General features: G+C 71.3%; 22 protein-coding genes. 9 read left to right on the top strand and 13 right to left on the bottom strand.

The window, feature by feature from the left end; translation table 11 throughout:
- Positions 1 to 72: 72 nt before the first annotated feature.
- Entirely contained in the window at positions 73 to 882 is an 810-nt protein-coding gene (locus FLL47_RS40020) for an ABC transporter ATP-binding protein (RefSeq protein ID WP_144127925.1), read from the top strand.
- A complete protein-coding gene (locus tag FLL47_RS40015; protein ID WP_144127899.1) occupies positions 867 to 2,708 on the top strand; it encodes a hypothetical protein in 1,842 nt (613 codons plus the stop codon). Before FLL47_RS40020 ends, FLL47_RS40015 begins: the two co-directional genes overlap by 16 nt.
- Here the strand turns inward: FLL47_RS40015 and FLL47_RS40010 are convergent.
- Complete coding sequence (locus tag FLL47_RS40010) at positions 2,703 to 5,360, bottom strand: DUF4062 domain-containing protein (protein WP_144127898.1); 2,658 nt, start codon at positions 5,358 to 5,360, stop codon at positions 2,703 to 2,705. The two genes, FLL47_RS40015 and FLL47_RS40010, sit on opposite strands and share 6 nt — an antisense overlap.
- A 246-nt stretch (positions 5,361 to 5,606) precedes the next feature.
- On the opposite strand from FLL47_RS40010, the gene FLL47_RS40005 reads away from it, so the two are divergent.
- Both FLL47_RS40005 and FLL47_RS45295 read left to right on the top strand, forming a co-directional pair.
- The gene (locus FLL47_RS40005; RefSeq protein WP_144127897.1) at positions 5,607 to 8,069 is read left to right on the top strand and encodes a choice-of-anchor P family protein; all 2,463 of its coding nucleotides are present in this window, start codon (positions 5,607 to 5,609) and stop codon (positions 8,067 to 8,069) included.
- A 141-nt stretch (positions 8,070 to 8,210) separates the two neighbouring features.
- Entirely contained in the window at positions 8,211 to 8,633 is a 423-nt protein-coding gene (locus FLL47_RS45295; protein ID WP_144127896.1) for a Rieske (2Fe-2S) protein, read from the top strand.
- A 38-nt stretch (positions 8,634 to 8,671) separates the two neighbouring features.
- On the opposite strand, the gene FLL47_RS39995 is transcribed toward FLL47_RS45295, so the two are convergent.
- The gene (locus tag FLL47_RS39995; protein ID WP_144127895.1) at positions 8,672 to 9,541 is read right to left on the bottom strand and encodes an AraC family transcriptional regulator; all 870 of its coding nucleotides are present in this window, start codon (positions 9,539 to 9,541) and stop codon (positions 8,672 to 8,674) included.
- An 89-nt stretch (positions 9,542 to 9,630) separates the two neighbouring features.
- Here FLL47_RS39995 and FLL47_RS39990 point away from each other — a divergent pair, with 89 nt between their 5' ends.
- Positions 9,631 to 9,852 carry a hypothetical protein gene (locus tag FLL47_RS39990; RefSeq protein WP_144127894.1) on the top strand — a complete coding sequence of 74 codons (222 nt, stop codon included), beginning with the start codon at positions 9,631 to 9,633 and terminating at the stop codon, positions 9,850 to 9,852.
- 285 nt (positions 9,853 to 10,137) lie between these two features.
- Here FLL47_RS39990 and FLL47_RS39980 read toward each other — a convergent pair whose 3' ends face one another.
- Positions 10,138 to 11,541 (bottom strand): acyl-CoA synthetase, encoded by a 1,404-nt coding sequence (locus tag FLL47_RS39980; protein WP_144127892.1) that lies wholly within the window; start codon positions 11,539 to 11,541, stop codon positions 10,138 to 10,140.
- 5 nt (positions 11,542 to 11,546) lie between these two features.
- Between FLL47_RS39980 and FLL47_RS39975 the strand changes: the two genes are divergently transcribed.
- Positions 11,547 to 11,861 (top strand): hypothetical protein, encoded by a 315-nt coding sequence (locus FLL47_RS39975; RefSeq protein WP_246159300.1) that lies wholly within the window; start codon positions 11,547 to 11,549, stop codon positions 11,859 to 11,861.
- A 105-nt stretch (positions 11,862 to 11,966) separates the two neighbouring features.
- Here the strand turns inward: FLL47_RS39975 and FLL47_RS39970 are convergent, their stop codons facing one another.
- From FLL47_RS39970 to FLL47_RS39960, 4 genes are all read right to left on the bottom strand, one after another.
- Complete coding sequence (locus tag FLL47_RS39970; RefSeq protein ID WP_144127891.1) at positions 11,967 to 12,302, bottom strand: antibiotic biosynthesis monooxygenase family protein; 336 nt, start codon at positions 12,300 to 12,302, stop codon at positions 11,967 to 11,969.
- Positions 12,303 to 12,515: 213 nt separating this feature from the next.
- Positions 12,516 to 12,641 carry a hypothetical protein gene (locus FLL47_RS44915; RefSeq protein ID WP_281286786.1) on the bottom strand — a complete coding sequence of 42 codons (126 nt, stop codon included), beginning with the start codon at positions 12,639 to 12,641 and terminating at the stop codon, positions 12,516 to 12,518.
- Between the two features lie 172 nt (positions 12,642 to 12,813).
- Positions 12,814 to 13,113, bottom strand: coding sequence for a CPCC family cysteine-rich protein (locus FLL47_RS39965; RefSeq protein WP_246159299.1), 300 nt, complete (start codon positions 13,111 to 13,113; stop codon positions 12,814 to 12,816).
- Positions 13,114 to 13,234: 121 nt separating this feature from the next.
- On the bottom strand, positions 13,235 to 13,432 hold the full coding sequence (locus tag FLL47_RS39960) for a hypothetical protein (protein ID WP_222106413.1): 198 nt from the start codon (positions 13,430 to 13,432) through the stop codon (positions 13,235 to 13,237).
- Here FLL47_RS39960 and FLL47_RS45290 point away from each other — a divergent pair.
- Positions 13,408 to 13,698 (top strand): helix-turn-helix domain-containing protein, encoded by a 291-nt coding sequence (locus FLL47_RS45290; protein ID WP_144127923.1) that lies wholly within the window; start codon positions 13,408 to 13,410, stop codon positions 13,696 to 13,698. The genes FLL47_RS39960 and FLL47_RS45290 overlap by 25 nt on opposite strands.
- 91 nt (positions 13,699 to 13,789) lie before the next feature.
- On the opposite strand, the gene FLL47_RS39950 is transcribed toward FLL47_RS45290, so the two are convergent.
- Entirely contained in the window at positions 13,790 to 14,200 is a 411-nt protein-coding gene (locus FLL47_RS39950; protein WP_144127890.1) for a MerR family transcriptional regulator, read from the bottom strand.
- A 55-nt stretch (positions 14,201 to 14,255) separates the two neighbouring features.
- On the opposite strand from FLL47_RS39950, the gene FLL47_RS39945 reads away from it, so the two are divergent.
- Positions 14,256 to 15,227 (top strand): SDR family NAD(P)-dependent oxidoreductase, encoded by a 972-nt coding sequence (locus tag FLL47_RS39945; RefSeq protein WP_144127889.1) that lies wholly within the window; start codon positions 14,256 to 14,258, stop codon positions 15,225 to 15,227.
- A 105-nt stretch (positions 15,228 to 15,332) separates the two neighbouring features.
- Here the strand turns inward: FLL47_RS39945 and FLL47_RS39940 are convergent, their stop codons facing one another.
- The 3 genes from FLL47_RS39940 to FLL47_RS39930 all read right to left on the bottom strand — a co-directional run bounded on the left by FLL47_RS39940 (position 15,333) and on the right by FLL47_RS39930 (position 20,001).
- Entirely contained in the window at positions 15,333 to 15,812 is a 480-nt protein-coding gene (locus FLL47_RS39940) for an SPW repeat protein (RefSeq protein ID WP_144127888.1), read from the bottom strand.
- Positions 15,813 to 15,814: 2 nt separating this feature from the next.
- Positions 15,815 to 16,114, bottom strand: a complete 300-nt coding sequence (locus FLL47_RS39935) for a hypothetical protein (protein WP_144127887.1) — start codon at positions 16,112 to 16,114, stop codon at positions 15,815 to 15,817.
- A 113-nt stretch (positions 16,115 to 16,227) separates the two neighbouring features.
- The gene (locus FLL47_RS39930; protein WP_144127886.1) at positions 16,228 to 20,001 is read right to left on the bottom strand and encodes a S8 family serine peptidase; all 3,774 of its coding nucleotides are present in this window, start codon (positions 19,999 to 20,001) and stop codon (positions 16,228 to 16,230) included.
- Between the two features lie 571 nt (positions 20,002 to 20,572).
- Between FLL47_RS39930 and FLL47_RS39925 the strand changes: the two genes are divergently transcribed.
- Positions 20,573 to 24,331, top strand: coding sequence for a S8 family serine peptidase (locus tag FLL47_RS39925; protein ID WP_144127885.1), 3,759 nt, complete (start codon positions 20,573 to 20,575; stop codon positions 24,329 to 24,331).
- Between the two features lie 176 nt (positions 24,332 to 24,507).
- Here FLL47_RS39925 and FLL47_RS39920 read toward each other — a convergent pair whose 3' ends face one another.
- Both FLL47_RS39920 and FLL47_RS39915 read right to left on the bottom strand, forming a co-directional pair.
- A complete protein-coding gene (locus FLL47_RS39920; RefSeq protein ID WP_144127884.1) occupies positions 24,508 to 25,419 on the bottom strand; it encodes a serine hydrolase in 912 nt (303 codons plus the stop codon).
- Positions 25,416 to 26,312, bottom strand: a complete 897-nt coding sequence (locus tag FLL47_RS39915; protein WP_144127883.1) for a helix-turn-helix domain-containing protein — start codon at positions 26,310 to 26,312, stop codon at positions 25,416 to 25,418. Before FLL47_RS39915 ends, FLL47_RS39920 begins: the two co-directional genes overlap by 4 nt.
- Between the last annotated feature and the right edge of the window lie 9 nt (positions 26,313 to 26,321).

The raw sequence follows: 26,321 nt of genomic DNA, 5'->3' as shown, positions 1-26,321 counted from the left end.
CGCAGCAGCGCGGCCGCATCGGCTACGACCGCCCGCAGCGATAGGAGAACCGTGGTCAACGGCAGTGCATCGATGCCAGACTCGAGCAGGAAGGCCACCGGCTCGCACCCGTCGGCGCAGGACGACGGGCCGCCGGCGCTGATCCTCGCCGGCCTGACCAAGACCTTCGGTGGCAAGCCCGCGGTCGACCGGGTCGACCTGACCGTTCCCGCGGGATCGTTCTTCGGCCTGGTCGGGCCCAACGGCGCCGGCAAGACGACGGCGTTGTCGATGGCGGTCGGGCTGCTGCGGCCCGACGCTGGCAGCTCGGCCGTGTTCGGTGTCGACATGTGGTCCGACCCGGTACGGGCCAAGGCCTTGATCGGGGTGCTGCCCGACAGCCTCGCGCTGCCCGAAAGGCTGACCGGGCGGGAACTGCTCACGTTTCTCGGCCAGCTCCGCGGCCTCGACCCGGCCGCGATCACCGAGCGGACCCGCGAACTGCTCGACGTGATGGACCTGGAGCACGCCGAACGGACGCTGGTCGTCGACTACTCGACCGGCATGCGAAAGAAGATCGGCCTGGCGACCGCGCTGCTGCACGCGCCCCGGCTACTGGTGCTGGACGAACCGTTTGAGGCGGTCGACCCCGTGTCGGCGATGGCGTTGAAGTCGATCCTGGCGCGGTTCGTGGCCGACGGCGGTTCGGTGGTGCTGTCCAGCCACGTCATGGCACTCGTCGAGCAGCTGTGCGACACGGTGGCCATCATGGTCGAGGGCCGTGTGGTGACGGCCGGTCCGCTCGCCGAGGTCCGCGGCCACGGCTCCCTCGAGGAGACCTTCGTCCGGCTGGCAGGCGGCGACGTCCGGGCCGCGGAGGGGCTGTCATGGTTGGCGTCCTGATCCGGATGAAGCTGGCGATCGTCCGGAACTCCATGACGGGCGGCAGAGCCGCATTGATGATCACCGGCGGGGTGCTCGGCCTCCTGGGCGCCGCCACCACCGTCTGGCTCAGCCTGGTGAACCCGTCCGGTCCTGGCGTGGTCCCTGATCTGCTCGCCACGACTTACGTCGTCTGGTTGCTCGGGTGGCTGGTCGGCCCGGTGTGGGGCGCCTCGTCGGTCCTGCGCGTCGAGCACTTCGCGCTGCTGCCGATGCCACGGCGGCAGTTGGCGATCGGCCTGCTCGGTGCCGCGTTCGTCGGCGTCACCACCGCGGTGACGGCACTGGCCTTCCTGAGCCTCGTCGTGTACGGCATCCGGCAGGGTGTCCTGCCGGCGCTCGTCTCGGTGCCGGCGGCCGCGCTGCAGCTGGTGCTGGTGGTGCTCCTGTCCCGTACGTCCCACAGCGTGTTCGGTCTGATCGCGCGGGGGCGCCTCGGCTCGGCGTTCACCGGGCTGCTGCTCGCCGCGTTCCTGGTGCTCACCCAGTCCGGCTGGATCGTCCTCGTCGTGATCGCCAACTCGGAAGTCCTCTCCACCGGGTTCCCGTCGGGGTACTCGGCCGTGGTGCGGGCGATCCCGTCCGGATGGGGCGTGGCCGCCGTCGAGTCCGCCCACGAGGGACAGTGGTGGCGTGCGGTCGGCATGCTGGCGGCCATGGTCGCGCTGAGCGGCCTGCTGCTGCTCGGGTGGAGCCGCACACTGGGATCGTTGCGGCACGGCCGGACGACGATCCGCGGCAGCAGCCACGCGCCGGCCGCCACTTCGCCGGTGCTGGCCGGGCGCACCGCGGCCGTCGTACGCAAGGAACTGCGCACCTGGTGGCGCGACCCGGCGCGGATCCAGATCCTGGCGATCGTGCTCGGGTGGGCGTTGGGAACCGCGCTGCTGCCGCTGACGCTGGGCTGGACGGCGGTTCTTCCCTGGGCCGGCCCGGGCATGGCGTTGATGGCGGCCACGGTGGCCTGCAACCTCTACGCCCCAGACGGCACCGCGCTGTGGCTGACCCTGCAGACCGGCAGCGAACGCGAAGACCTGCGCGGGCGGCAGTGGGCGTACCTGCTGGTGTTCGGGTCGCTGACCGTCGCCGTCACGGTCGGGTTCACGCTCTGGAGCGGGTACACCTGGGCCTGGCCGTGGGTGCTCGCGCTGGTGCCGGCCCTGCTCGGCGGCGGCGTGGGCCTGGCCCTGTACACCTCGGTCGTGGCGCTGGCACCCGGCCCGGACGCGCACAAGCGGCCGGACAACCCGCTCGAGCACGGCGAGACCCCGTGGCAGTCCCAGGTGCTGTTCTGGGTCGGCCTGCTGCCGGCCGTTCCGGCGGTCATGACGGTCGTCTTCGGCACCGTGTACGACAACGCCGTGCTGCTGTGGGCCGGTGGCCCGGTCGGGCTGGCCACAGGCGTCTTCCTCGGGTGGTGGCTGGGGCGGGTCGCGATCGGGCGGCTACGGGCCAAGGGCCCCGAGATGTTGTACCAGATGCGCACCGGGCGGGCCGCGAAGACCGTTGCCGCGGCGGCACCCAGGGTCGACGTGCCCAAAGTCAAGCTGTCCAGAAGGGAGAGCCTCGTCGCGGGACTCTCCTGGATCTTCGGCCCGCTCTGCCTCATTCCCCAGGGCGTCATCCCGGTGGTGATCCTGCTCGCCGGTGCCGAACAGAAGGTCTGGTTCCTCGCGCTGTACATGCCGGATCCGCTGCGCTGGCCGGTGGCCATCCTGATGGTGCTACTCGGATGCTTCCTGCTCCACCAAGCGATCCGGCTCACCGTCAAAAGCAGCCGGCTATGACGCTGCCCGCTGCCCGCTCTCGGCGAGCGCTTCGTCGACGGTGAGGTCGCGGCCCGCCGCGAGTTGCGCGTCGAACGCGTCGCCGCCGAGGAGGGCCTTGGCCTGGTCGTTGGTCTGCCGTTCCCATTCGGTGACCAACGGCCAGGGCACCAGCCCGATACGCTCTCGTGCCGCGCTGCCGGCTCCGGCGAGGCGAGCGGCGAGGCGGGCGTCCTGTCTGCGCAAGGCCAGTGCGCTGAGCGCGCCGATGCATCGGGTCAGCCCGTCGAGATTGTCGAAGGCGCGGTATGCGGCCACCGCGACGGCCAGCTCGGCCTGCGCAGCGGCGGGGTCGCCGGCCTGCATGGCGTCCAGCGCCAGCTCGTAGTGGGCCTCGGCGCGCAGGTTCTCGTCGTTGAGCACATGGGCGATGTCCAGCGTCTCCCGGTGGTGTTCCCGTGCCTGGTCGGTCTCACCGGCCAGGCACAGCAGCAGCCCGTAGTGGGACAGGACGTACCCGAGGCTGAGCGGGTCCTCGGCGGCGCGTGCCGTGCGCAGCGCCTCCTCGAAGTCGGTCCGGGCCTGCTGGGGTGCGGTGGCGGCCAGCGCGATCGCCCGCGTGGTGAGCAGCAGTGCGGTGCGCGGTGGGGGTGCGAGCCGACGGGCGTCGGGAAGTATCCGTTCGACCAGGGCGCTGGCTTCGGCGAAGGAGCCGTCGTTGAGCAGCCGGTTGGCCTTGAGCCAGGCCAGCGCCAGCTGGTCGTCGTCGGTACGCAGCCTGTCGGGGGGCAGCGACTGGATCCGCTGCCACAGCTCGGAGGTCTGCCGCAGGTGCCCGCAGGCCTGCATCCACACCCAGGCGTCGCCCAGGGCGCGCAGCAGCGGACCGGACGGCTGCCCGTCGCGGCCGATCCATTCGATCACGGCCTGCAAGTTGAGCTGCTCGCTGTCGAGCTGCCGCATGAGCTGGTCCAGGTGCCCTCGCCTGGTGCCCGCGGCGGTGAGGACGTCCAGAATGTACCGGTGCAGCCGGCCAGGTGTCGGGCCTGCCGGGTCGAGGCGCTCGGCGGCGAAGCGCCGGATCGGTTCGAGCAGTTGGTACGCGCGCTGACGGTCGGCGCGCTCGGACGGGCTCACCATGCTGCTGTCCAGCAGCATGGACAGGTCGGTGACGACGTCGGAGCCGTCGTCGCCGCAGACCGCGATCACGGCGTCGACGGTGAACGGGGCCGCGAACACCGACAGCCGGGCGAGCAGCTGCCGTGCGGTGGTCGGCAGCAGGTCGTAGCTCCAGCCGATCGTGCTGGTCAGGGTCTGCTGGCGATCGGGCAGATCGATGAGGGTGCCGGGTTGTTCGAGGCGGCCGTAGACCTGGGTCAGCATCTGTTCAGGGGTGAGCAGGCGCATCCAGGCGGCCGCCAGCTCCAGGGCCAGCGGCAGGCCGCCCAGCCGCCGGGAGAGCTCGGCGAGAATCGGTGCGTTCTGGCCGGTCAACTCGAAGCCGGGCTGGACGTCGCGGACCCGTTCGACGAACAGCCGTAGTGCGGGTGCCTGCGCCAGTTCCTCGACCGGGGCCGTGGCCGGTGGGACCTCCAGCGGGTCTACCCGCCAGTCCTGCTCGCCGCGCACCCGCAGGACGACGCGGCTGGTCACCAGGACGCGTAGGTGCGGGGCTCGCTGCAGCAGGTCCGCGACCACGGGTGCGGCGTCGAGCACCTGTTCGAAGTTGTCGAGGACGATGAGCATGTCGCGGTCGGACAGGCGCCGGTGCAGCGTGTCCAGTGGACGTTCGCGGCCCTGCACCACCAGGTCGAGCGCCAGGGCTATCGCATCGGGGACGCGCCGGGCGTCGGTGATCGTGGACAGGTCGACGAACGCCGCGCCGTCGCGCCACCGGCCTGCGGTGCGCTGCATCACCGCGAGGGCGAGCCGGGTCTTGCCGATGCCGCCGGCGCCGGTCAGCACGACGAGGCGGCGTTCGTCGGAGTCGAGCAGTGCGGCTATGCGGTCGAGGTCGCCGTCTCGCCCGATCAGCGCCGTCGCCGGTGCGGGCGGCGCGGCGACCTCGGTCTCGCGCACCGGGGGCTGCGGCTTGCCGAACCGTTCCGCGAGCAGGGTCGCCAGGTCGGTGAGGATCAGTTCGCGTAGCTGGGCGGCGTCGGTGAACTTCTTGTAGGAGGTCCGGCCGTCCTGCCTGATCCGGTCGAGCATCCGGGCCAGTTCGGGGTCGCGGCCTGGTGCGGGCGACCTGACGTACAGCAGTCGCGGCAGGTCGGTGGCGCGTTGCAGTTCGTCTTCGAGGCCGGAGACGGTCATGCCCGGCCCGACCCAGCCGTAGCGGTCGCCGTATATGCCGACGAAGACATCGGATTGGGCCAGGTAGGCACGGTAGACGTCTTGTGCCGGGTGGGGCCGGGCACCGGATTCGAACATGACCGGTGCCAGCCGCAGCTGTTCGATCGCTGTCCGGGCCGCGGCGCGCTCGGCGGCCAGTTCTTCCAGGGTCGAGGAGACGAATATGCGCAGCCGCTGGTCTGGCGTCCTGATGGCGCTGCGCGGCGGCGCGCCGGTGTCGGCCATAGCGTCGCCATTCTCATCGCTGTGCGCGTGGACCGCGGCGCCGTCGTCGGCGCGTCTGGCCGCCCGGTGCGGCTGCTGCCAGGTGTTATTCACGATACAGGCGTGGGCCCGGCGCTGCGGCAAGATCCAGTTGTCAGGTCCGGGCCTGCCGCACGCCGCTGGAGACCGCCCTGTTTTGGACAGGGTCCCCGTTGGGCCTGCGAGCCGCTGTCCGGGCGGGCTGCGTCGAGCTCTTCATGGCGGCCCCACGGTGGCGGAGAGTAACCAGCTGTCCGGCCCGTCAGTTGACTGATCAGGCCGTATCCACGGCCCTCACTGCATCTGACGGGATGTGAGTCCATGAATCGTACGCGTCTGCGGGCCGGCGCACCCGGCCCGTCGACAACACGGCGACCGCGGAGGCGGGCCTGGTCGCTGCTCGCCCTCCTGGCGCTGCCGCTGTCGGGCCTGACCGGCCTGGCACAACCCGCCCACGCGGTCGGCGGCGGATCTGACGCCACCGACGGCCAGTTCCCCTTCATCGCCCGGGTCACCCTGCCGGGTCTCGTGTGCAGCGGTGCTCTCGTCCGGCCCGAGTGGGTGCTGACGGCCGGGCACTGCGTCGACGCGCTGCGGCCATACCGCATGCGGGTCGCACTCGGCGGCACCACTGTCGAGACCGCGACCTCTGTCGCCGTGGCCGGCGCCCGGCGCCACCCGTCCTGGCCGTCCCAGCCCGGCGCCGACCCGTCGCTCGACCTGGCCCTGATCCGGCTCGCCGAACCGGCCGACATTCCGTTCGCGCCGCTGGCCGAGCCGGGCGAGTCGGCGGCCTGGGACGGCCCGAGTGACCCGATGACCGCGGTCGGCTGGGGCGTCACGGGACCGGACACCGGACCGGCCGAAACCCTGCAGACCGTTGACGGCACCGTCACCACCAGCACCGACGTGCTGACCGCGACCTTCGCCGCCGGCAGCGGCGTCTGCGGCGGCGACAGCGGCAGCCCCGCGCTGGTGACGACTCCACGCGGAACGGTCGTCGCGGGCGCGCTGTCCAAGGCCCCGGAGTACTGCGGCAGCCCCGGCACGTACGCCATGGTCGGCAGCGGCCCCGCCCGCGACTGGCTGCAGAGCGTGCTGGACAGCGGCCCCACCGAGCGCACCGAGCACCCGTGGACCTCCGAACGGGCCGCCAGTGAGCGGTACTGCACGCTCGCCGGCGACCGGGGCGTCGACGCCGGGGAGGCCGAACTGGTCCCCGGCATCGCGGCGCACCACACGTTGTGGTTCAACTACGATCCGCCGGACACGTCCACGCCGGTGGTGGTGTCCACCGCGGGCAGCACCGTGGACACCGTGGTCGGGGTGTTCCACTCCACCGGCGACACCCTGCAGCACGACCTGATGGCCCGGTGGACCCAGGGCGAGAACGACTCCCAGGGCACACCGCAGACCCTGCACACGTGGGCCAGCCAGGGCGGCGAGCCCTCAGAGCGGGTGTACCTGATCGGTGTCGGCACCCGCACCGAGAGCGACACCGGCCCGATCTGCGTGCAGATCATGCCGCAGTACCCGGCCAACGACGTCCCCACCGGAGCGGTGGCGATCAGCGGATCCACCGGCTCTCAGAACACCGACGTCGGCATCGCCACCGGCGACCCGGCCGAGGGGTCAGGGGCGGACGCACCGACGGCGACGGCCTGGTACCGCTGGACCGCCACGGCCGGGCCGGTCGAGTTCAGCCACACCGCCGGCGCCGCGCTGTCGGTCTACCGCGGACAGGTCACCGTGGCCGACCGCGTCGCCGCCGCGCCCCGGCAACTCGCCGGCAAGCAGAAAGACAAGAACAAGAAGCCCAAGAAGACCCATCGGGTGCGGGCGGCGAACCCACGGTTCACCGCGACGGCGGGCGAGACCTACTACATCGGTGTGTCCGGGACGGGCACGGTGCCCAGCGGCGATCTGGTGTGGAGGCACGGTACGACGCTGACCGTCGACGGACCCGGCACGGTCGCCAACGACTTCCCGGCCACCCTGAGCGGCACGCTGCGCGAGGACGGCGACGGCCCGATCAGCAGCCGCACCGTCACGTTCACGCTGGGCTCGGGCGCATCGGCGCAGTCGTGCACCGGCACCACCAACGCCGCGGGCGTCGCCACCTGCACCATCGCGAACGTGGCACAGCCCGCACCGGCGACCAGCGTGCCGGTGTCCGCCGACTTCGCCGGCGACGGTCAGTACCTGCCGTCCCAGGCGAGCGCGACCGCGAAGTTGCTCTACCACACCGGCCGCGCTGTCGGCCTGTCCAGCAAGGTGCTGGCGCTGCCGCCGCTCGTGGTGAGCGACACCGGGGAGATCTCCACCTCGGCGACCTCCCACACCGAGCGGGTCGGCGGCCGGGTCACCGCCGGCATCGTCCGCGCGAGCGCCATCGGCGCCCGCGTCGACACCGGCCAGGCCAGATCGGTCGCCAACGCGTGGACTGACGAACTGACCATCGGCCTGCCGGGCCTGCCCGCCATCCGGGCCACCGACGTGCACGCCGTGTCCCGCAGCACCTGCCAGGTCGGGCCGCTCACACCGGCCGCCACCGGGTCGGTGAGCCTGGGCGCGCTCACCATCGGCGGGGTCAGCCGACCCGTGGCCGCCATCGCGCCGAACACGGTGATCCGCGTCGGCGTACTGACCGTCACGCTCAACGAGCAGAAGCCGGTTCCCGGTGCCTCGGCCGGCCTGGCCGTCACGGCGTTGCGGGTCAGCGCGCCCGGCGTAGCCGATGTGGTCGTGGCGCAGGCCAGGAGCGACATCCACCACTGCGGTTGACGACACCCGGTTTCCTGAGTGGGGTCCCGGCTGCCGCCGGGACCCCACGTCGCGTCCGGCCCGATCCCCACTTGCCACAGAAAGGACATCTGGCGCAAAAAACGACGCTAGGCTGCGGTTGTCGATCAACAGGGGGATGGCATGGGTGCGACCCGACGAACACTGCTGACCAGCGCAGGCGCGGCAGCGACCGGTGGCCTGACAGGGGCCCACGGCTCGCCGGTCACCCCCGCCATCGCCGCGCCTGCAGCCGACCCCGTCGTGCCCGTGGTCGAGCCCGTCACGCTCGGCCCGGCCACGGACATCCCGGTCGGCGGAGGCAAGATTTACAGCACAGCGATGGTCGTCGTCACCCAACCCGTGGAAGGCGACTTCAAGGCGTTCACATCGACCTGCACACACTGGGGCTGCCAGGTCACCGCCGTCGAGAACGACCAGATCATCTGCCGTTGCCACGGCAGCCGCTTCTCGGCGACCGACGGCTCCGTCGTCGTGGGCCCCGCCACGCTGCCCCTCGGCCCGAAGGCCGTCACCATCAGCGACGGCCAGATCACCCTCGGCTGAGCACGACCCCCGCCGGTCGACGGATGCGGGTGCTCAGGTCACGCCGCTTCGACAGGCAGCCACAGCTCGCAGGTCGCGGTGCTGAAGTCGGCCGCCCGGTCGAGGATCGCGACGATCGACGGACCCGGCCGCAGCCGCCACGGGTTGGACGGGAACCACTCGGTGGCCGTCGCGGCCCAGGTCGTCTGAAGCGCCTGCGGGTACGGGCCGGAGGTGCTGAAGACCGCCCACCGCCCCGCCGGCACCTCGATGGCGTCGAGGTCGCCGGGCACGGCGGCGTCCGCGGCCACGGCGACGCCATGCAGGTAGGTCAGCTGGGTGCCTTCGACCGCGTCGGGGTCGACGCCGTCGGTGACCTGCAGCAGACCGGCCGGCTCGGCGGCGCTGAGGGCCTTCAGCCGGCCGTGCTCGGCCACCGGCAGCGAGGCGATGTGCTGCTGGATGTGCGGGTTGACGCCGTGGTGGATCAGCGGAACACGGGCCGCGTGCCCGATGAGGCGGAACGCGGGGCGCTCGACGATGCGGGTGTCCATGGGGATGCTCCCTTCGACGGTCAGGCGGAACCTGAGCTGCGGTTGTGTACGAAGGGGGCCACCATCGCGGCGGACGTCACCGGGGCTCGCCCCGTGCACGGCCCGGAACGCGCGACCGAACGCCTCGGTCGAGCCGTACCCGTGCCGGACCGCGATGCTCAGCAGGTCGTCCTCGCCGCGGACCACGTCGGCGGCGGCGACGGTCATGCGCCGGCGGCGTACGTACTCCGACAGCGGCATGCCCGACAGCGACGAGAACATCCGGCGCAGGTGGTACTCGGTGGTGCCGAGCGAACCGGCCAGCCCGCCGAGGTCGAGCTCCTCGGTGAGGTGCTGCTCGACGAGGTCGACGAGCCGGTTGAGTGCCGAGATCATGTGGCCTCCCTTCGACGTCAAGCCTGGCCGAACAACCCCCGGCCGCGCCCGATCGCGGCGAACCGATCCGATCATGCGGACGGCCGGCCGTGCGACCAGGGGCATGCCCCGCCGAGGCGATCGTGCACCGGCTCGACCGGCCGCTGGACCGCGACACGCTGCTGCTCGGTATCGCCACCAGCCGTGGGCTGCTGCTGGAACTGCTCGCCGGAGCCGATCCGGCGGCGACCGACGCCGCCTACCGGCTGTTCGTGCGCAGGTGGATCCACTCACGAACGGCGGGCGACGGCCGAGGAGAGCGCGGGAGCTGAATGCCAGATCCTCCGCTTGCGCGGAGGTACCCCCCGAACCTTCCGATCCGACAAGGAGAAGGAAGCGCCTCCATGACCGCACGGGCGGTAAGCGGACGCGCTACTCAGTCGGATGCTCTGCCAGTTGAGCCAGCGACCCAGGCGTAGATCATCGCACCGGCCGAGCCGCCGGGGTGATCGAGTTTCGGAACGTGCCCCGGTCAGGCGGAACCTCGTCAGTCCTCGACCCAGCTGTGCCGGCGGGCGAGCGCCAGCATCTCGTTCCGGCGCGTGTCGAGGGCTCGCTCAGTCCGCTGCGAGCCTGCTCTTCTGCACCTTGCCGAGGGCGTTGCGCGGCAGCGCCTCGACCAGCCGCACCTGGCGGGGACGCTTGTGCGCCGACAGGTGCCGCGCCACGAAGTCGATCAGTTCGGCCTCGTGCACGCCGTCGCCCACCACGTACGCGGTCACCTGCTGGCCGAGGTCGGGGTGGGGGGTGCCGACCACGGCGGCCTCCCGGACGCCGGGGTGCGCGAGCAGCGCGTCCTCCACCTCGCCGGCGCCGATCCGGTATCCACCGCTCTTGATCAGGTCGGTGGCGGCCCGGCCGACGATGCGGTGCCAGCCGTCCGGGCCGATGGTGGCCACGTCTCCGGTGCGGAACCAGCCGTCCTCGGTGCGGGTGGCCGCATCGGCGTCGGAGCGGTTGAGGTAGCCCTCGAAGAGGGTCTGGCCGCAGACCTCGAGTTCCCCCATCCCGTCCGCAGGGACCGGCCGGCCCGCCTCGTCCACCACCCGGGTCCGCACTCCGGGCAGCGGCAGCCCGACGGTGCCTGGGCGGCGGGGCCCGTCGGCCGTGGCGCTCACGGTGATCAACGTTTCGGTCATGCCGTACCGCTCGACGACCTGATGGCCGGTGAGACCCGCGAGGTCGGCGAAGACCGACGCGGGCAGCGCGGCGCTGCCCGAGACCAGCAGCCGCGCCGCGCGCAGCGCCCGGGCCGAGTCTGCGTCGGCGGCGATCCGCGACCAGATGGTGGGTACGCCGAAGTACAGCGAGCCGCCCGCGGCCGCGTACTGCTCCGGGCGGAACCGGCCCACGTGGTGCAGCCCGCTGCCCACCCGCAGCGGACCGAGCACGCCGAGCACCAGGCCGTGCACGTGGAACAGCGGCAGCCCGTGCACCAGCCGGTCGTCCGGCGTCCAGGCCCAGGCCGCGGCGAGCCCGTCGAGGCAGGCGGCGACGGCCCGCCGGGACAGCACCACGCCCTTCGGCGCACCGGTGGTGCCGCTGGTGTAGAGGATCAGTGCACTGGTGGCCGGGTCGGGCTCCGGGTGGCTCGTGTCCGAGTGCCGGGTGAGGTCGACAGGGACGACCGGCGGTCCCGAGGTGGGGTCCGGCCGCTCGCCGTCGGCCGGTGCGAGCAGCGCCCCGGCCTGCGAGTCGCGCAGGATGTGGTCGCGTTCCACCGGTCCGGCGTCCGGCGGCACCGGCACGACCGCCGCGCCGGCCAGCAGCGCGCCCACGACGCCGACCACGGTATGCATGCTGGACGTCGCCGTCACGGCGACCCGGTCGACACCACGCAGGTCGTCGGCGACCGCGGCGGCGAGGCGGCGCAGCTGCACCCAGGACACCGCCTGGCCGTCGACCCGGACCGCGTCGGGGCGCTCGTCGGCGGACCCGGACAGCCAGCTGAGCAGCGCCATGGCGTATGCCTTTCCGTCGTTGCTCCGAGGTGCGCGCCAACCGGCTGCGGCGCGCCGTCCGGGAGTTGATGACCCGCCGCGGCGCCGATCTGCGCTTCGGCCGTACGCTGCCACGGGCGTTGCGTGCGGCGGGCCTGGTCGATGTCACGGCGGCCGGCTGCTTCCCGGTCGGCGGGGTGGCCTGCGACCGCTTGAAGACCGCGACGGTGCGCATGGTCCGCGCCGAGTTGCTCGCGGCGGGGCTGGCCAACGACGTCGAGATCGACGCGCACCTGGCCGCCGTCGATGCGGGCGGGCTCGACCTCACCCTCCGCCGCTGATCTCGGCATGGGGACGTCGCCCGGCCTGACCTCAGCAAACCAGCTCCATGCCTACCCGGGGGTGACCGCGAACGTTCGGCCGGGTTCGCGACGGGCCTGGCTCTGTCACGGTCGTGCCGGGCTCGATCCGCCGGCGGGAACGTATGACCAGACCTCGCTGTGCACTCCTACTGGTGGCGGCGCCTGCTCACCCGCGCGCTCGGCGGCGGAGCGGTGGCCGTGCGCGAAGGCGGGCGAACTGACCCATGCCTGGAATGCATCCTCGTCGCGCCAGCGGGTGATGACGAGCCACGTGGTCCGCTCGTCGTTCGGGCGGAGCAACTCGAAGCCTTCGAATCCGTCCTGGTCATCGACGGCGCCGGCCCGCGCGGCGAAGCGGCGCGCCAACTCGTCGCCGCTGTCGGCCGGCACCGTGATGGCATTGATCTTGACAATGGTCATGTTGCTATTCTGTCCGACCGGCCGGGAAGGCATCCGCACACGCGCCGGGGCGAACACGAGCCCGTCTGGCTGATCATGTGATGGCGACTGATGAGCGATACGCCGGGCCGCGCATGCCGCCAGGACGCGCGGACGGAGTCAGCACCGCCGCAGCGGGCAGCCCACGGCATGGGCGGATGGCCCGATCCCTCGTGCGGTGGGCTCGCCGTCTGGTCACCGGCTGGCCTGTGAGCGCCACCGCCGGAAGGCCCGGCCGGCGAAGTAGCCGAGGACGGTGACCGTCACGGCCGCGACAGGCAGCAGAAGGAGGAGTTCTGTGATGTTGAGGTTCTCGAGCACCCCGGGAGGATAGGGGTAAGCAGCCGAGCGCGTGACCCCGGTTAGGCCGAACGGCCGGTGTCGTCGATCCGTCGCCCCTGCGGAAGCCCGCCGAGCGGGGTGTTCCGGTCGGCCCACAGCGGTAAGCGGGAGCAACCGCCGTTGTCGGTTACGCCGACGACTGAGTCGGGACTCAGCCGTGAGCCAGCGGATGCTCCTCGTCGCGCGGTGCGCGCACGTTTGCCAGGCGCTTCTCCGACGACGCGCCGAGGTTCGCGAAGTTACGGCGGGCCGCGGTGAGGCTGAGCTTGCCGTTCGGCCCGCCTCGCACTTCATCCGCGTCGTGCTGGTCCTGGCCGTCGTCCTCCCAGAAGCACACCGGGCAGAGCTCATATCCGCCCCGCTCGTCGAGGGTCAGGTACCCGCAGCACGGACAGGCGTACGGTCCGCCGCCCAGCGGCCGGCTCACGTTCACGAACTTTCCCTCGGTCACGCGGGCGATCCTGCCACCTTCGTACACATGTCACACCCACAACCAGGAAGAACAGCTTCGGTGACCCACGGGCGAGTCAACGCTGGTCACCGAACGCCCGTAGCTCCGCTGTGACAGTGTCCTAGGCGCGTTGCCAGCTCACCGCAGTGCGACTCGGATCGATCATGATCTTGGCGTGGTCGTCGGGCCACGGTGCCTCGAAGGCTGTCCGCACGTGGCCGAGTCCGACCGTACCGGTGATCAGCATGGCCGGGTCGACCTTGCCGTCGGCGAGCATGTGCAGGGTGTCACGGAATTCAAGCGGGGTGTAGCCGACCACGAACCTCAGGTGCCGGGCTGTGCGAACGGCATCTGAAAGCGTTCGACGGTCCGGGCCGGGCAAATCACGACATCGAGCAGACCACCCGGGTCTACCTCGAACACGATCAGCAGGTACGCGAAGTCTCCGCGCGGCTGGCCGTGCACCCCAACACCGTCCGGTACCGGATACGGCGATTCCAAGAACTCACCGGCCTCGACCTCAAACGCACCGAGCACCTGGTCACGGCATGGTGGCTGCCGAACCGCCGGCGCTCGACACCCTAGAGCGGGGTGGCGCCCCGGTCGTGGCCGGGCGGGGCGCCGGGCCGGCAGACTTCGGCCCGCGATGGCATGGCCTTCCTTGAACGCGGCGCCGTCATGGCGGCCCCCACAGGTCTCCCGCATTGCCCTGCGCCAGGTGCTCTTCGTACACGCCGACCTTGAAATCGATCACTTCGAGGCAGGCGGTCAGCTCCGCGATCCGCTCCACCACCACATCCCGATGCTCACGCAGCAGCTTGAGGCGGATGTGCTCGTTGCCGACTCCCTGCCGCACAAGCTCGGCGAAGCGCCGGATCGTGGCCAGCGGCATACCCGACGCACGGAACCTCATGCAGTACTCCAGCCACTCCACATCCCACGCCGAGTAGACGCGACGGCCGCGCCCATCGCGCCGCACCTCACCCGCAAACAGACCCTCCCGCTCGTACAGGCGCAGGGTGTGCACACTCAGGCCGGTCCGCGCGCAGACCTGGCCGATAGTCAGCCCACTCGCCGCCGCGGTCATCCGCCGAGCGTACGCCGTTGACCTAGACCCCGGTCGAGCATCTAACTTCGGGTTCATGACCACACCGCAGCGCGGGATCGGCTCGGGTTTCGACGCCCGCAGTACCACCGACGACGTTCTCAAAGGGATCGATCTGACCGGCAAGACGGCCATCGTCACTGGCGGATACTCCGGCCTCGGGCTGGTGACGACACGCGCGCTGGCTGGTGCCGGCGCCCACGTCGTCGTCCCCGCCAAGCGACCCGAGCTCGCCAGGCAAGAGCTCGGCGGGATCGACGGCGTCGAGATCGACGCACTCGACCTGGCCGATCTCGACAGCGTCCGCGGGTTCGCCGAGCGCTTTTGCGCCTCCGGCCGCGATGCCGACATCGTCATCAACAACGCGGGCATCATGGCCTGCCCCGAGACTCGGGTCGGCCCAGGCTGGGAGGCGCAGTTCGCGGTCAACCACCTCGGCCACTACGCGCTGATCAACCGGATCTGGCCCGCGATCGCCCGCGCCCGCGGCCGGGTCGTCGCCGTCTCCTCCGGTGCCCACGGCATCACCGGCATCCGCTGGCACGACGTGCAGTCCACGACGGGCTACGACCGCTGGCAGGCGTACGGGCAGGCCAAGGCAGCCAACGTGCTCTTCGCCGTGCACCTCGACAAGCTCGGGCGCGATGCCGGCGTCCGAGCGTTCGCGCTGCACCCCGGTGCCATCCTCACCCCCTTGCAGCGTCACCTGTCCACAGACGAGATGGTCGCCGCAGGCTGGATCGACGAGGACGGCAACCTGGCCGACCCGACCTTCAAGACCCTCGAGCAGGGCGCGGCGACGCAGGTGTGGGCAGCGACCTCACCGCAGCTCGCGGGCATGGGCGGCGTGTACTGCGAGGACTGCGACATCGCCGGCCCGGCAAGCGACTCGGGCGGCGTGCACGCCCACGCGATAGACCCCGCAGAGGCGGCGCGCCTGTGGGAGTTGTCGGCCGAGCTCACCGGCGTGGACGCGTTCAGGTCCCTGGTCGCGACGACAACCGGCTGACGTCGAGCGTGGTCGCCCGTCAGACGGAAACGGCCGGCCGCATGATGTGCCTACGCGGGATCGTCCCACGTACTTTCCGGTGCCGTCGCGCTACGGGATTGGGGTCTATAACCGACGCCCGTCGCGGAGAGGTTCGGCCGACGCCCCGAGGCCTGCCGTGCCGGCGGCCCTTCGCCTGCCTACGGACATCATCGCAAGGGTGCACGCCAGGCCCACCAGGCCGACGATGACGTTGCTGACGATGGCGCCCACGCTTGGTGCGGGTCCGCTGACAAGCCAAGGTGCGACGATCGCCCATGCGCTGATGATCGGGGCGACCCACACGATCCGGTGCGAACGTCCGTACATGGTGGCGAAGCACAATGCCAGCACCGCCAGTGCGACACCGGTGAAGACGTTGCTCGCGGTCAGGCTGGAGTGGCTGGTGAAGCCGACCACCCATGGCGAGATGGCGAGGTAGAGACCCGCGAGGAAGGTCAGACCTTCTACTACCTGTGCCGCCTTGGTTTCGGCGGCTTCCTCGTACCGCAACCGAAGCTCGGCAAGGTCGGGATGATCTTCGATGGAAGGAGTTCGAACAGTCATGGCTACCGCCCTCCGAACACGGACGTCAAACAATCTTTCCCAAAGCCCGTCTTGCCCGATTTTACGCTGGTTCGCACAAGGAAGCTCGCCGAGCCGCCGGCGAACTGCTGCGAGGAACCGCACTGCTCACGGGTGCTGTCGCACAGAGCGGCCACCTGGTCCAGCCAGGTCAACACGATGACCTGGCGGGTGATCCCCGACGGTCCGCACAGCGTGATGGCCACGCCCGGTAGACGCGCCGAGAGCGCGTAGAGGCAGTGGACCAGGCCGGCTCCGCCGAACGTGACGCCGGCGAGATCCACGTACAAATGGCGTACTCGACGTACGTCGGGGGACGGTGAGGCTTCGACGGCCTCACCGTCCCCGCAGCCGGCGTACCTGCGTTTCGATCGCGCGGTACGGGTGGATCTTGCTGCTACCGCACGCCGTACGCTCTGACGATCGCCTGCTCCACGCCGTTGCCATGCTCATCGAGCAGGTCGACCTTCAGCGAGACGTACCGGCCGGACGCGGCGGCGTTGTTCACCTGTGCCACCCAGCCCTCGCCGGTGTGCACGACCGGCACCTCCATCCAGTCGGTGATCTCGGAAGCCTCGGTCGGGGCGCCGTAGGACACCCATGCCCGCGCCGCGACGATCCGGCCGGCGTCATAGCCGGGCTGACCTTCCGCCGACAGCCGGACAGGGTAGTGGGACACGGCGGGCGCCAGGTTGTACAGGTCGAGTTCCATGTCGTATTCGGGCAGCAGCAGCGGCAGCCGTTCGGCGACCCCGTCGGCGGGGCGGGCCGAGCGGAAGCGCCAGAAGGTGTCGGTCCCGAATGACATCTGCCAGTTCGGGTCCACCTCAGGAGATCTCTGCACGTACAGCCGAAGTCGGTAGTCGGCCGGCGCGTCCGGCACCTGCAGCACCATGTACCCCGGCTGGTCTGCCTCGCCGCGGCCGAACAGGGTTCCGTTGCGGTACAGGTCCACCCGCCCGTAGTCATAGGCCGCGGCCTGCCCGAAATGGTGGGGATCGCTGTCGCGCCACAGCGGGATCGACGCGGTCACGGTGTTCGCCTCGCGGATGCCGATCGGCGCCCGGACACCGGTGTAGGTCCAGCCCACACCCGGCCGGGCCGGCTGCTTGTACCAGCTCTCGGAGCTGCGGCCCGCGACGTGCCTCCTCGGGCCGTCGGTGTCCAGCCCGTTCCAGGTCCCGCTGATCGCACCGTGCCACCACAGTGTGCTGTCCGGGGTGTAGTACTCGACCCGGGTCACCGGGGCGTCGAGCGGGTGGACGTCACCGACGAGGTTCGCGCCGAGGTTGAAATCCGCGGCGTACGGGCGCTGCACGAACATCACGTCGTAGAAGGACGCGGGCGCGCCCTTCGTGTACCAGTCGGTTTGCACCCTGGCCAGCCGGTCGTCGTGGTGTTTCACGCGAAGGGCACCGTTGATCCGGCCGTCCGCGATGAACGACAGGTTGTAGACGTACGGGCTGCGGGAGACCGGCGTGCCCTGCCAGGCGAGCCGAACGGGTCCCTTCGCGAGCCGGCCGCGCAGCTGCTCCTCCACGGGCTGGGTGACCGAGAGCGTGGGCAGCGACGGGCCCGCGTACAGCCGCGGCAGCCACCGGCCGGGCGCATCATGGGCGAGCACCACACCGAGCGCGCCGGCGTTCGTCGCCTCGTACACCGCCTGGTTGACGTCGGTCGGGCTGTTCACCAGCACCAGCCGCCCGGTGGCGCCGGCTGCCGCGAGCTCGGCCGCGGTGCCGGATCCGGCATCGACCAGCTCCGCGATACGGGTATCGGGCAGCGCCGGTGAGCGCGGCAGGTATTCGACCGGCACCGCAGCACCGTCACCCGCGACGGTCACGGACAGCTCCGGAGCGAACATCCGCCACGTCGCCGAGAACTCGAATCCGCCGGTCCTCGCCTTGCCGGTGGGTGCGGCGTACACCTCGTCGGTGTATTTGCCGAGCGTCATCCCGCCCGTGACCAGCCATCTGTCCCACCAGCGGCCGTAGTCCAGGCGCAGGCCCTGGCTCTCCGCGGGCCGGTCCGCCTCCACCCGGATGCGGTGCGCCCGCCGAGCGTCGTAGTGCAGGACGGTGTCCCGGTCGAGGACGATCTCGGGATCACCGAGGTAGGCCACCGACTGCGCGACACCCTGCTGACCTGTGGTGCCGGGCTCACCGCTGAAGATGAACGCGGAGATCGCGTACCGGCCGGCCCGCAGCCGCATCGTCTGCTCGCGCACCCCTGCCGGGAAGTAGTCCTGCCAGGTCGCGTCGTCCAGGCCGGTCACCTCGACGCTGCTGGAGAAGGTCGCGCCCTCGCCCCGCCGGTCGGTGGTACGGATGGTCAACTCCACCGTCTCCGGCTCGACCCAGAACGCGAACGGCGTGACGACCTCCTGGCTGCCGTCCGCGGTGCGCGCGGTCAGGCGGCCGCCGAAGGAGCCGTACGCCTCCAGTGCCAGTTTCGCGCTCGCGTCGACGGTGACCGGGACCTCGGCGGTGCCCCCGGCCGGGACCGTGACGCTGCCGGCACCCAGCGAGACCATGCCGCGGGGCGCTGGGGCCCCGTCCTCACCGGTGACCTCGCCCAGCTTCACGTTCAACGTGACCGGGGTGCTCGCGGTGTTGGTGTAGGCGATGTGCGCCGTCGCGGTCTGGTCGCGCCCGTGCGGCCAGCTGAAGGCGGCCACATCGACAAGTCCGGGCCCGAGCACGGTCTGCCGGGTGGCACGCGCGACGTCCAGCATGCCCGCGCCCTGCTCCTGCACACGCGATGCGGTACGGGGATGCGCCGCCGATACGAGTGCCGCCTTGATCCGCGCGGGTGTCCAGTCCGGGTGCTGCTGGGCCAGGATCGCTGCCGCGCCGGCCACGTGCGGCGCGGCCATCGACGTCCCGGACAGGGCCGTGTACGCGTTGTCGCCGTTGCCGCCGGCCTTGGCCGCCATGATGGCGACGCCCGGGGCAGCCAGATCGGGCTTGCTACGCCCGCCTCCGGCGACGGCGCCGCGGCTGGAGAACTGCGCGGTGGCGCCTTTGTCGTCGACCGCGCCGACAGTCAGCACACTGGGAGCGCAGCCCGGCGACGACACCGTCGAGCGACCCGGGCCGGCGTTGCCCGCCGCCACCACGAACAGGGCTCCGCTGGTCGCGGCGAGATGCTCGACGGCGACGGCAAGGGGGTCCGTGCAGTCGGGGGACTCGCTGCCCAGGCTCATGTTGACCACGTCGGCGCCCTGGGCGACGGCCCACTCCATGCCGGCGATGATCCAGGACGTCTGCCCGTGCCCGTAGTCGTCGAGCACCTTGCCGACCAGCAGCTGGGCTGAGGGGGCCACGCCGCGGGACCGGCCCTGGGAGGCGGCGCCCGAACCGGCGATGGTCGACGCGACGTGCGTACCGTGGCCGTCGAAGTCGTCGATCTTCCACGTGTAGGTGAAGTTCTGCTCGGCAACGACCCGGCCCGCGAGGTCGGGGTGCGCGGCGTCGTACCCGGTGTCCAGGACCGCCACCTTGGTGCCCGCGCCGTCGAAGCCGGCACTCCACGCGGCGGGCGCGCCGATCGCCGGCACGCTGCTGTCGAGGCTGGCGCTCACCTTGCGGTCCAGCCAGATCGTGGTGCGGGGGCCACCGGCCCCGGTCGCTTCTGCGGCCAGGTCGGACCATACCTGCGCGGTCTTGTTCTTCGGTGCGGTGAACGCGACCGCGGACGCCGATGGCAGCGTCCGGCCCCGTGTCGCCTCCTTCGGGACCGGCAGGACCCCCCGCGCCGCGGCGGCATCGTCCTTCGCCACCGCCAGCAGCGGAATGGTGTCGGTGGACGCGTCGTCGTAGCCTTGCGCCACCAGACCGCTGACGTTGAACAGCTCCTCGTCGAGCAGGCCGCCGGCGAGCAGCGGCACGGCCTCGGCCGGGATCACGTACAGGTCGGCTCCCCGCTGCCGGGTCAGGTAGTCCGAAGCGGGCAGTCCGTCGCGCTCCAGGCCGGCGGAGTGCATACCGTTCGCGTCGGTCCGCAGGACCGCCCGGTCACCGGTGATCAGCGTGACGGTGGTGACCTTCGCCTGGCCGAGCGCGCCGACCTCGCCGCTCGTGCTGTCTGGTCCGGCGTGTGCCGGAGCGGTAAGTAGAGATAGAAGTGTGGCTGCGGCAACTACAGCAGCATTGCGGCGGGTGGCGATCATTGGTCTCCTTTGTATGGAGTCGCCGATGGGCCGCCCCAAGGTGCCACAGGCACCGATGATGATCTACACCCGACGGGGGCGGGCCTGCGCCATGGCGGAAGCCCGCCAATGTCACTCACGCCGACGCGACCGGCCGGGGTGTCATGGCCGGTGGGCTCTCCGCGGCGGGTGTCGGCCTCCCGCTGCAGCGTGTCCCTGTCCCAGATGACGACAGCTCCCGGAACGGCGTCATGCAAGACGTCCTCGAGGTGGTGCAGTGTGCGCCGGCGCGGGCCGCCGACCGCGAGGACGATGTGGATGCCGCCGAGGACGACCGGTGCCAACGCCATGCCCCGGCCGGGTCCCGCGCCGTGTCAGACGAGCCATGGTGGCCGGTTGGCAGGTGGCGGCGCAGCATGTCGACGGTGATGCGGCCGGTCTCGCCGGTCCAGCCCGGCGGCGTCTCATCCAGCGTGTGCACCAGGTCCAGGTTGAGGCGGTCGGCCCGCGTCGTTGGCGGAATCCAGCCATGGCACGACCCCGCCAACATCAACTATTCACCATGCGCGCCACGGCCCGGTAGACCCTATTCATGATCTTCCCCTCACAAGGTTCATCCTTCCGGCGCGGGCGGCTGATCTCGATGGCCGGCGTGGTGCCGCTGCTGGCGGCGAGCATCGCCGTCGTCCAGGCGCCCGCACATGCCGTGGCGAGCAGTCCCGCCGTGCCCGCGAAAGCCACCGCGACCCATAAGGTCACGCTGGTCACCGGCGATGTCGTCACGGTCACCACGATGGCCGACGGCAAGCAGACCGCCGATGTCGACCGGCCGGACGACGCCGTCGGCGGAGTGCGGCTCCAGCAGATCAAGGGTGACGTCTACGTCATCCCGGACGAGGCGGCGGGTCTGCTCGCCGCGGACCGGCTCGACCGGGAGCTGTTCAACGTAACCGATCTGATCGAGATGGGTTACGACGATGCGAAGTCCGGTGGGGTGCCGCTGATCGCGACGTACACCCCGGCGAAGTCGCGGGCGGCGGTGGAGCCGAAGGCGCCGCGTGGCAGCAGGCTGGTGCGCAGGCTGGCCGGTATCGGCGGTGCGGCGCTGAGCGCGGAGAAGAAGCAGGCCCGCACCTTCTGGAGCACGATCGCGCCACCCTCGGCCGCGTCCTCCTCGGCCGCGCCGGGGTCCGTGGCGGTCCAGGGCAGCGCGACGCTGGGCGGGGGTGTGGCCAAGCTGTGGCTCGACGGGCGGGTGAAGGTCAACCTGAAGGAGAGCGTGCCGCTGGTCGGCGCGCCCGAGGCGTGGGCCGCCGGTTTCACCGGCAGGGGCGTGAAGGTCGCAGTGCTCGACACCGGGGTCGACGTCAACCACCCGGATCTCAAGGACCAGATCGACGGCACCGCCAGTTTCGTGCCGGGTGAGGCGGTCACCGATGTCAACGGTCACGGCACGCACGTGGCGGGCACCATCGTCGGCACCGGATCGGCGTCCGGCGGTGAGCTCAAGGGTGTCGCCCCCGACGCCGACCTGATCGTGGGTAAGGTGCTCGGCGGTCCGGAGGGCTACGGCCAGGACTCCTGGATCATCGCGGGGATGCAGTGGGCCGCGGAGTCCGGCGCGGACATCGTCAACATGAGCCTCGGCGACTCGGTGCCCTCGGACGGCAGTGACCCGATGTCGCAGACGGTGGATACGTTGTCGGCGCAGTACGGGACGCTGTTCGTGATCGCGGCGGGTAACGGAGGTCCGGAGACGATCTCGACTCCGGGTGCGGCGGCGTCGGCATTGACGGTGGCGGCGACGGACAAGCAGGACAACCTGGCGTACTTCTCGAGCACGGGTCCGCTGGCCTACTCGGGTGGGATGAAGCCGGACATCGCTGCGCCGGGGGTGGACATCACGGCGGCGCGGTCGCAGGAGATGACCGACGGCGGTGAGGGTCTGTACCGGACCATCAGTGGCACGTCGATGGCGACCCCGCATGTGGCGGGTGCCGCGGCGATCGTGGCTCAGCAGCACCCGGACTGGACCGGTGCGCAGCTCAAGCAGCATCTGATGAGCACGTCGAAGGGTCTGGCGGACCGGTACTCGCCGTACGAGGTGGGCACCGGGCGCCTTGATGTCGCCGCCGCCGTGCGCACCACGGTCGACGGCACCGGCTCGCTGTTCTTCGGCAACTACAACTGGCCGCACGAGCCAGGTGACGTCGCCGTGATGAAGGATCTGACCTTCACCAACCACGGCGCGGCCGACGTGACGCTGAACCTGGCGCTGACCAACACGGGCGGCCCGTTCACGCTGGGCGCGTCAACGGTGACCGTCCCGGCCGGCGGCACCGCCGCGGTCCCGGTGACCGGTGACCCGCGGACCGCCGCCTCCGGCCGCCACACCGGTTACGTGGTCGGCACCGACGCGGCCACCGGCCGGCCGCTGACCCGCACCTCGGTCGGCATGGTCAAGGAGGACGAGCGCTACGACCTGACCATCAAGCTGCTCGGCAAGGACGGCAGCCCCGCCGCAGGCGTGGTCGTGCTCAGCAAGACCGGCGACTACTGGCCGTACCAGGTTTACGTCGACGGTTCGGCCACGTTGCGCATGCCCCCCGGCACCTATGCGTCGTTCGCCTACCTCGAGGTTCCCGGCGAGAAGCCCGACCGCTCGGGTCTGGCCACCCTGGTCGACCCCGAGACGGTCCTGGACACCTCCGCCGAGATCGTGCTGGACGCCGGCAAGGCGCGGCTGCTGGACACGCGGGCGCCCCAGCGCGCCGAGGACCGCCAGCGCAAGGTCGACCTGAGCATCGTCGACAGCCTCGGCATGGAACTGCGCAACGCCTACCAGATCCCGACCGCCTACGACGACCTGTACGTCTCGCCGACCGAGGCGACGACGCAGAACCGGTTCACCCTGACCACCCGCTGGCGTAAGGGCGAGCCCCTGCTCGGCCTGAGCGCGCTCGGCGGCCTGCTGCGTTTCGATACCATCGTTCAATCCGGCAGCGTGACCGCCAGCGGCACGGACTCAGCCCGGGCGGTCTACGCGGGCAAGGGCGCCGCAGCCGACTACAAGAAGGTCGACGCCCGGGGCCGGATCGTCGTCATCGAGCGCAGCGACGAGGTAGCACCGGCCGAGCGCACCGCGGCCGCGGCCGCCGCCGGCGCCAAGGCCCTGATCGTGGTCAACGACGGGGTCGGCGGCCTGCTCGAGCACGTCGGTGAGTCGCCGATCCCGGTGGCCACCGTGCACCGCGACGCCGGCAAGGTCCTCATCGCCCTGGCGAAGCTGGGCATCTTCACGCTGACCGCCAAGCGCACCGAGTACACGAGTTTCGTGTACGACCTGACCCGCGACTACCCCGGCCAGGTGCCGGACCGGCCCCTGGTCTACACGCCGAGCCACGGCGACCTGGCCAAGATCGAGGCGCGGCACTACAACGCCGCGGCCCCGAGCATCGGTGGCGGCTACCGTTTCGACGTCACACTGAGCCCCTCCCTCGGTTTCCTGGAGCGCGAATGGCATCCGGGCACCAGAACCGAGTGGGTCACCCCCGGCCAGGTCTGGGTCGAGTCGCACACGCAGAACATCACCGGCACGCTGCCGTGGTCGGTCACGTCCGGCTTCAACACGTTCGGCAGCGGCAGCACGACACGCGTCGACTGGTTCGCCCCGGCGATCCGCCCGGCGTTCAGCGAGACGTTCGGCGTGCGCACCTCGCGGGCGCGGGACTACCTGACCTGGAACGTGCAGACCTGGAGCTCCTACAGCGATGTCATGCAGCAGGGCGGCAACCTGCCGTGGGGTCAGAGCCCGACCCACCTGCAGCTGTTCCAGGGCGACACGCTGCTCAGGGACAACGTGTGGGGTGCGGACGTGCAGTGGCAGCGGGTGCCCGCGGGCAACCTGCCCTACCGCGTCGTCCTCGACGCGGAACGCGACGCCGACGTCTTCCGCCTGTCGACCCGCACCCACACCGAGTGGACGTTCATGTCCGACACCGTCGACTCCGATTACCGCGAGCCGTTCTCGGTGATGCAGCTGGACTACCGGCTGGAGTCCGACCTGCACGGTGACGTCAAGGCAGGTGCGCCGGCGCGGATCGAGGTCCGGTCGGTGCCGTCCCACGGCGGCACGCTGCCCGGCAAGGTCACCACGGTCACCCTCGACGTCTCGTACGACGACGGCGCCACGTGGGCGAAGGTCACCCTGACCAAGAACGACGACGGCTGGTGGAAGGGCACCCTCAAGCCCGCCGGCAAGGGCGGCTTCATCTCCGTCCGCGCGAGCGCCGAGATGGACACCGACTACAGCATCAAGCAGGAGATCATCCGGGCGTACGGCCTGCGGTGAGCGCGACATCGGGCCCCGGGAACGCGACCTCCCCGGGGCCCGATGCGCACGCCCCGTTGATCCTCGGCGGCGCAATCCAGATCGCGCTCGCGCTGCTCGGCGTCGCCGAGGGGTGGTGGTATCCGCGCGGGTGGATCAAGCGGCCTGCAGGAGTTTCGCGCTCGTGCAAGGCACGGTCATAACCGGTCGAAGCGGCGTAGCTGGTCGCGCAGCATCCTGGCGACGTGCGCCATGAGCGCCTCGGCTTCGGGCTGCACCGCGGCCGCGACGCTGGACTCGGTGAGCGCCGCGACGGCGAAGGTCTGACCGTCGGCGTGCTCGACGACGCCGATCTCGTGGCGCAGATTGAGCAGGCTGCCCGTCTTCGACGACCACACCGAGGCGTCCGAGCTGAAGTCCGGCGCCAGACGGTGGCGCATCACGCTGGCACCCATCAGCTCCCGTACCCGCTCAGCGACCGCGGTGTGCACGGTCGAGGGCCGCCACAGCGCGTGCAGCAGGTCGACGAACGCGCGCGCCGAGCCGGTGTTGGCGCGGGCGACGTCCAGTTGCGCCACCGCGTGACCGCCGGTCGGCGTGGCACCGGCGATGGCCAGCGAGTGCGCGACGTGCGCCTGGCCCCGGTCGAGAAGTTCGGCGGGGGTGCGGGTCAGTTCACGCATCAGGTAGCGCACGCTGATGCCGACCAGACCCAGCCTGCGCAGCTCGGCGGTGACCTGCTCGGGCGGGGTGAGCGCCAGCAGCGCGTCGGCGGCGGTGCTGTCGCTCACCGCCACGGCCAGGTACGCCAGGTCCTCGACGGCGATCGTCGCCGGGTGCCGAAACCTGCTCAGCCCCGTCGGGCCTGGTGTGCTCACCCGTCCAGGCTGGACGGTGACCGGCGCGGCCGGGTCGATCTCGCCGCGCGCGGCGCGCTCCAGCGTCGCGACCGCGATGGGCACCTTCACCAGTGACGCGACCGGCCACTCCACGTCCGCTTCGATGCCCAGCTCCTGCCCGGAGTCCAGGTCCCGCACCAGGAACGAACCTCGCAAGCCCGCATCGTGCAGGGCTGCTCGGGCTTCTGCCACGACCGCGGCGTCGTTCACGACCGCCCCCTGCCCTGCCCGTCGGCAACACCAAGGCAACGACCGATCTCGGCCTCCAGCAGCTGCCCCACCGCCGCGGCGTCCTCGCGGCTGCCTGCCGCAAGGTCGTAGCCGCGGCGCAGGTCGATCTCGCCGATCGGCCGCCAGTGCAGACCCAGCTCCGCCGACTGCGTACGCGAACACGCCAGCAGATCGTCGGAGCTCAATACCTCTGACGCCGCGGCCACCAGCGATGCCGCGGTCGCAACCTGTGCCGGCTGCAGCCCGACCGCCGCGCCCAGGCGCGTCAGCTCGTCGCGCACGTGCGCCACGTCGTCCTCTGGCTGCACCCAGATCCGCCGCCGACGCGTGGCGCGCGCGACCCTACCGGCGCGCAGCGACTCCACGTGCACGGCCGACCGGCTCGGCTCGGCGACCATGGCCACCCCGACGGGCACCTGCCACGCGGCGCCGCCGGGCGGGACGGCCACCAGCGCCGCACCGACCTGCTCGGCCCGCACCAGCTCCGCCCGCTCGACCGGACCCGCCGCGAGCAGATCCAGGTGCACCTGCTCGTCGCGACCCGCCGCGGCGAGCCTGGCGAGCGCGAGCGTGCTGCACACCGCCGGCACGGCCAGGCGCATCGGGCGCAGCCTGGCCCGTGCCGCGTCCAGCGCCATCGCGTCGGCCGCGTCGACCACCCGCCTGGCCCATGGCAGCATGTCGCGCCCGAACGGCGTCAACCGCACCGTCCGCGACGAGCGCGCGAACACCCGACCGCCCAGGTGCTCCTCCAGCGCGGCGACGCGCCTGCTGGCCACCGACTGCGGGATCCGCGCCATCGCCGCACCCGCGGTGAAGCTGCCCTGCCCGCTCACCGCCAGGAAGGCACGGCAGGCCGCTACAAGATCCACACCATCATC

The organism is Catellatospora sichuanensis, assembly GCF_007483665.1.
Classification (GTDB): domain Bacteria; phylum Actinomycetota; class Actinomycetes; order Mycobacteriales; family Micromonosporaceae; genus Catellatospora; species Catellatospora sichuanensis.
This window is presented reverse-complemented; position numbering and strand designations above follow the sequence as displayed.

Coding starts and splice junctions, on each gene's coding strand:
- FLL47_RS39970 (WP_144127891.1), bottom strand. CDS start 12,302: ATGACCATTGTCAAGATCAATGCCATCACGGTGCCGGCCGACAGCGGC.
- FLL47_RS40020 (WP_144127925.1), top strand. CDS start 73: ATGCCAGACTCGAGCAGGAAGGCCACCGGCTCGCACCCGTCGGCGCAG.
- FLL47_RS39925 (WP_144127885.1), top strand. CDS start 20,573: ATGATCTTCCCCTCACAAGGTTCATCCTTCCGGCGCGGGCGGCTGATC.
- FLL47_RS45295 (WP_144127896.1), top strand. CDS start 8,211: ATGGGTGCGACCCGACGAACACTGCTGACCAGCGCAGGCGCGGCAGCG.
- FLL47_RS39950 (WP_144127890.1), bottom strand. CDS start 14,200: ATGACCGCGGCGGCGAGTGGGCTGACTATCGGCCAGGTCTGCGCGCGG.
- FLL47_RS40005 (WP_144127897.1), top strand. CDS start 5,607: ATGAATCGTACGCGTCTGCGGGCCGGCGCACCCGGCCCGTCGACAACA.
- FLL47_RS39995 (WP_144127895.1), bottom strand. CDS start 9,541: ATGATCTCGGCACTCAACCGGCTCGTCGACCTCGTCGAGCAGCACCTC.
- FLL47_RS39975 (WP_246159300.1), top strand. CDS start 11,547: ATGCCTTTCCGTCGTTGCTCCGAGGTGCGCGCCAACCGGCTGCGGCGC.
- FLL47_RS39945 (WP_144127889.1), top strand. CDS start 14,256: ATGACCACACCGCAGCGCGGGATCGGCTCGGGTTTCGACGCCCGCAGT.
- FLL47_RS39930 (WP_144127886.1), bottom strand. CDS start 20,001: ATGATCGCCACCCGCCGCAATGCTGCTGTAGTTGCCGCAGCCACACTT.
- FLL47_RS39980 (WP_144127892.1), bottom strand. CDS start 11,541: ATGGCGCTGCTCAGCTGGCTGTCCGGGTCCGCCGACGAGCGCCCCGAC.
- FLL47_RS40015 (WP_144127899.1), top strand. CDS start 867: ATGGTTGGCGTCCTGATCCGGATGAAGCTGGCGATCGTCCGGAACTCC.
- FLL47_RS39940 (WP_144127888.1), bottom strand. CDS start 15,812: ATGACTGTTCGAACTCCTTCCATCGAAGATCATCCCGACCTTGCCGAG.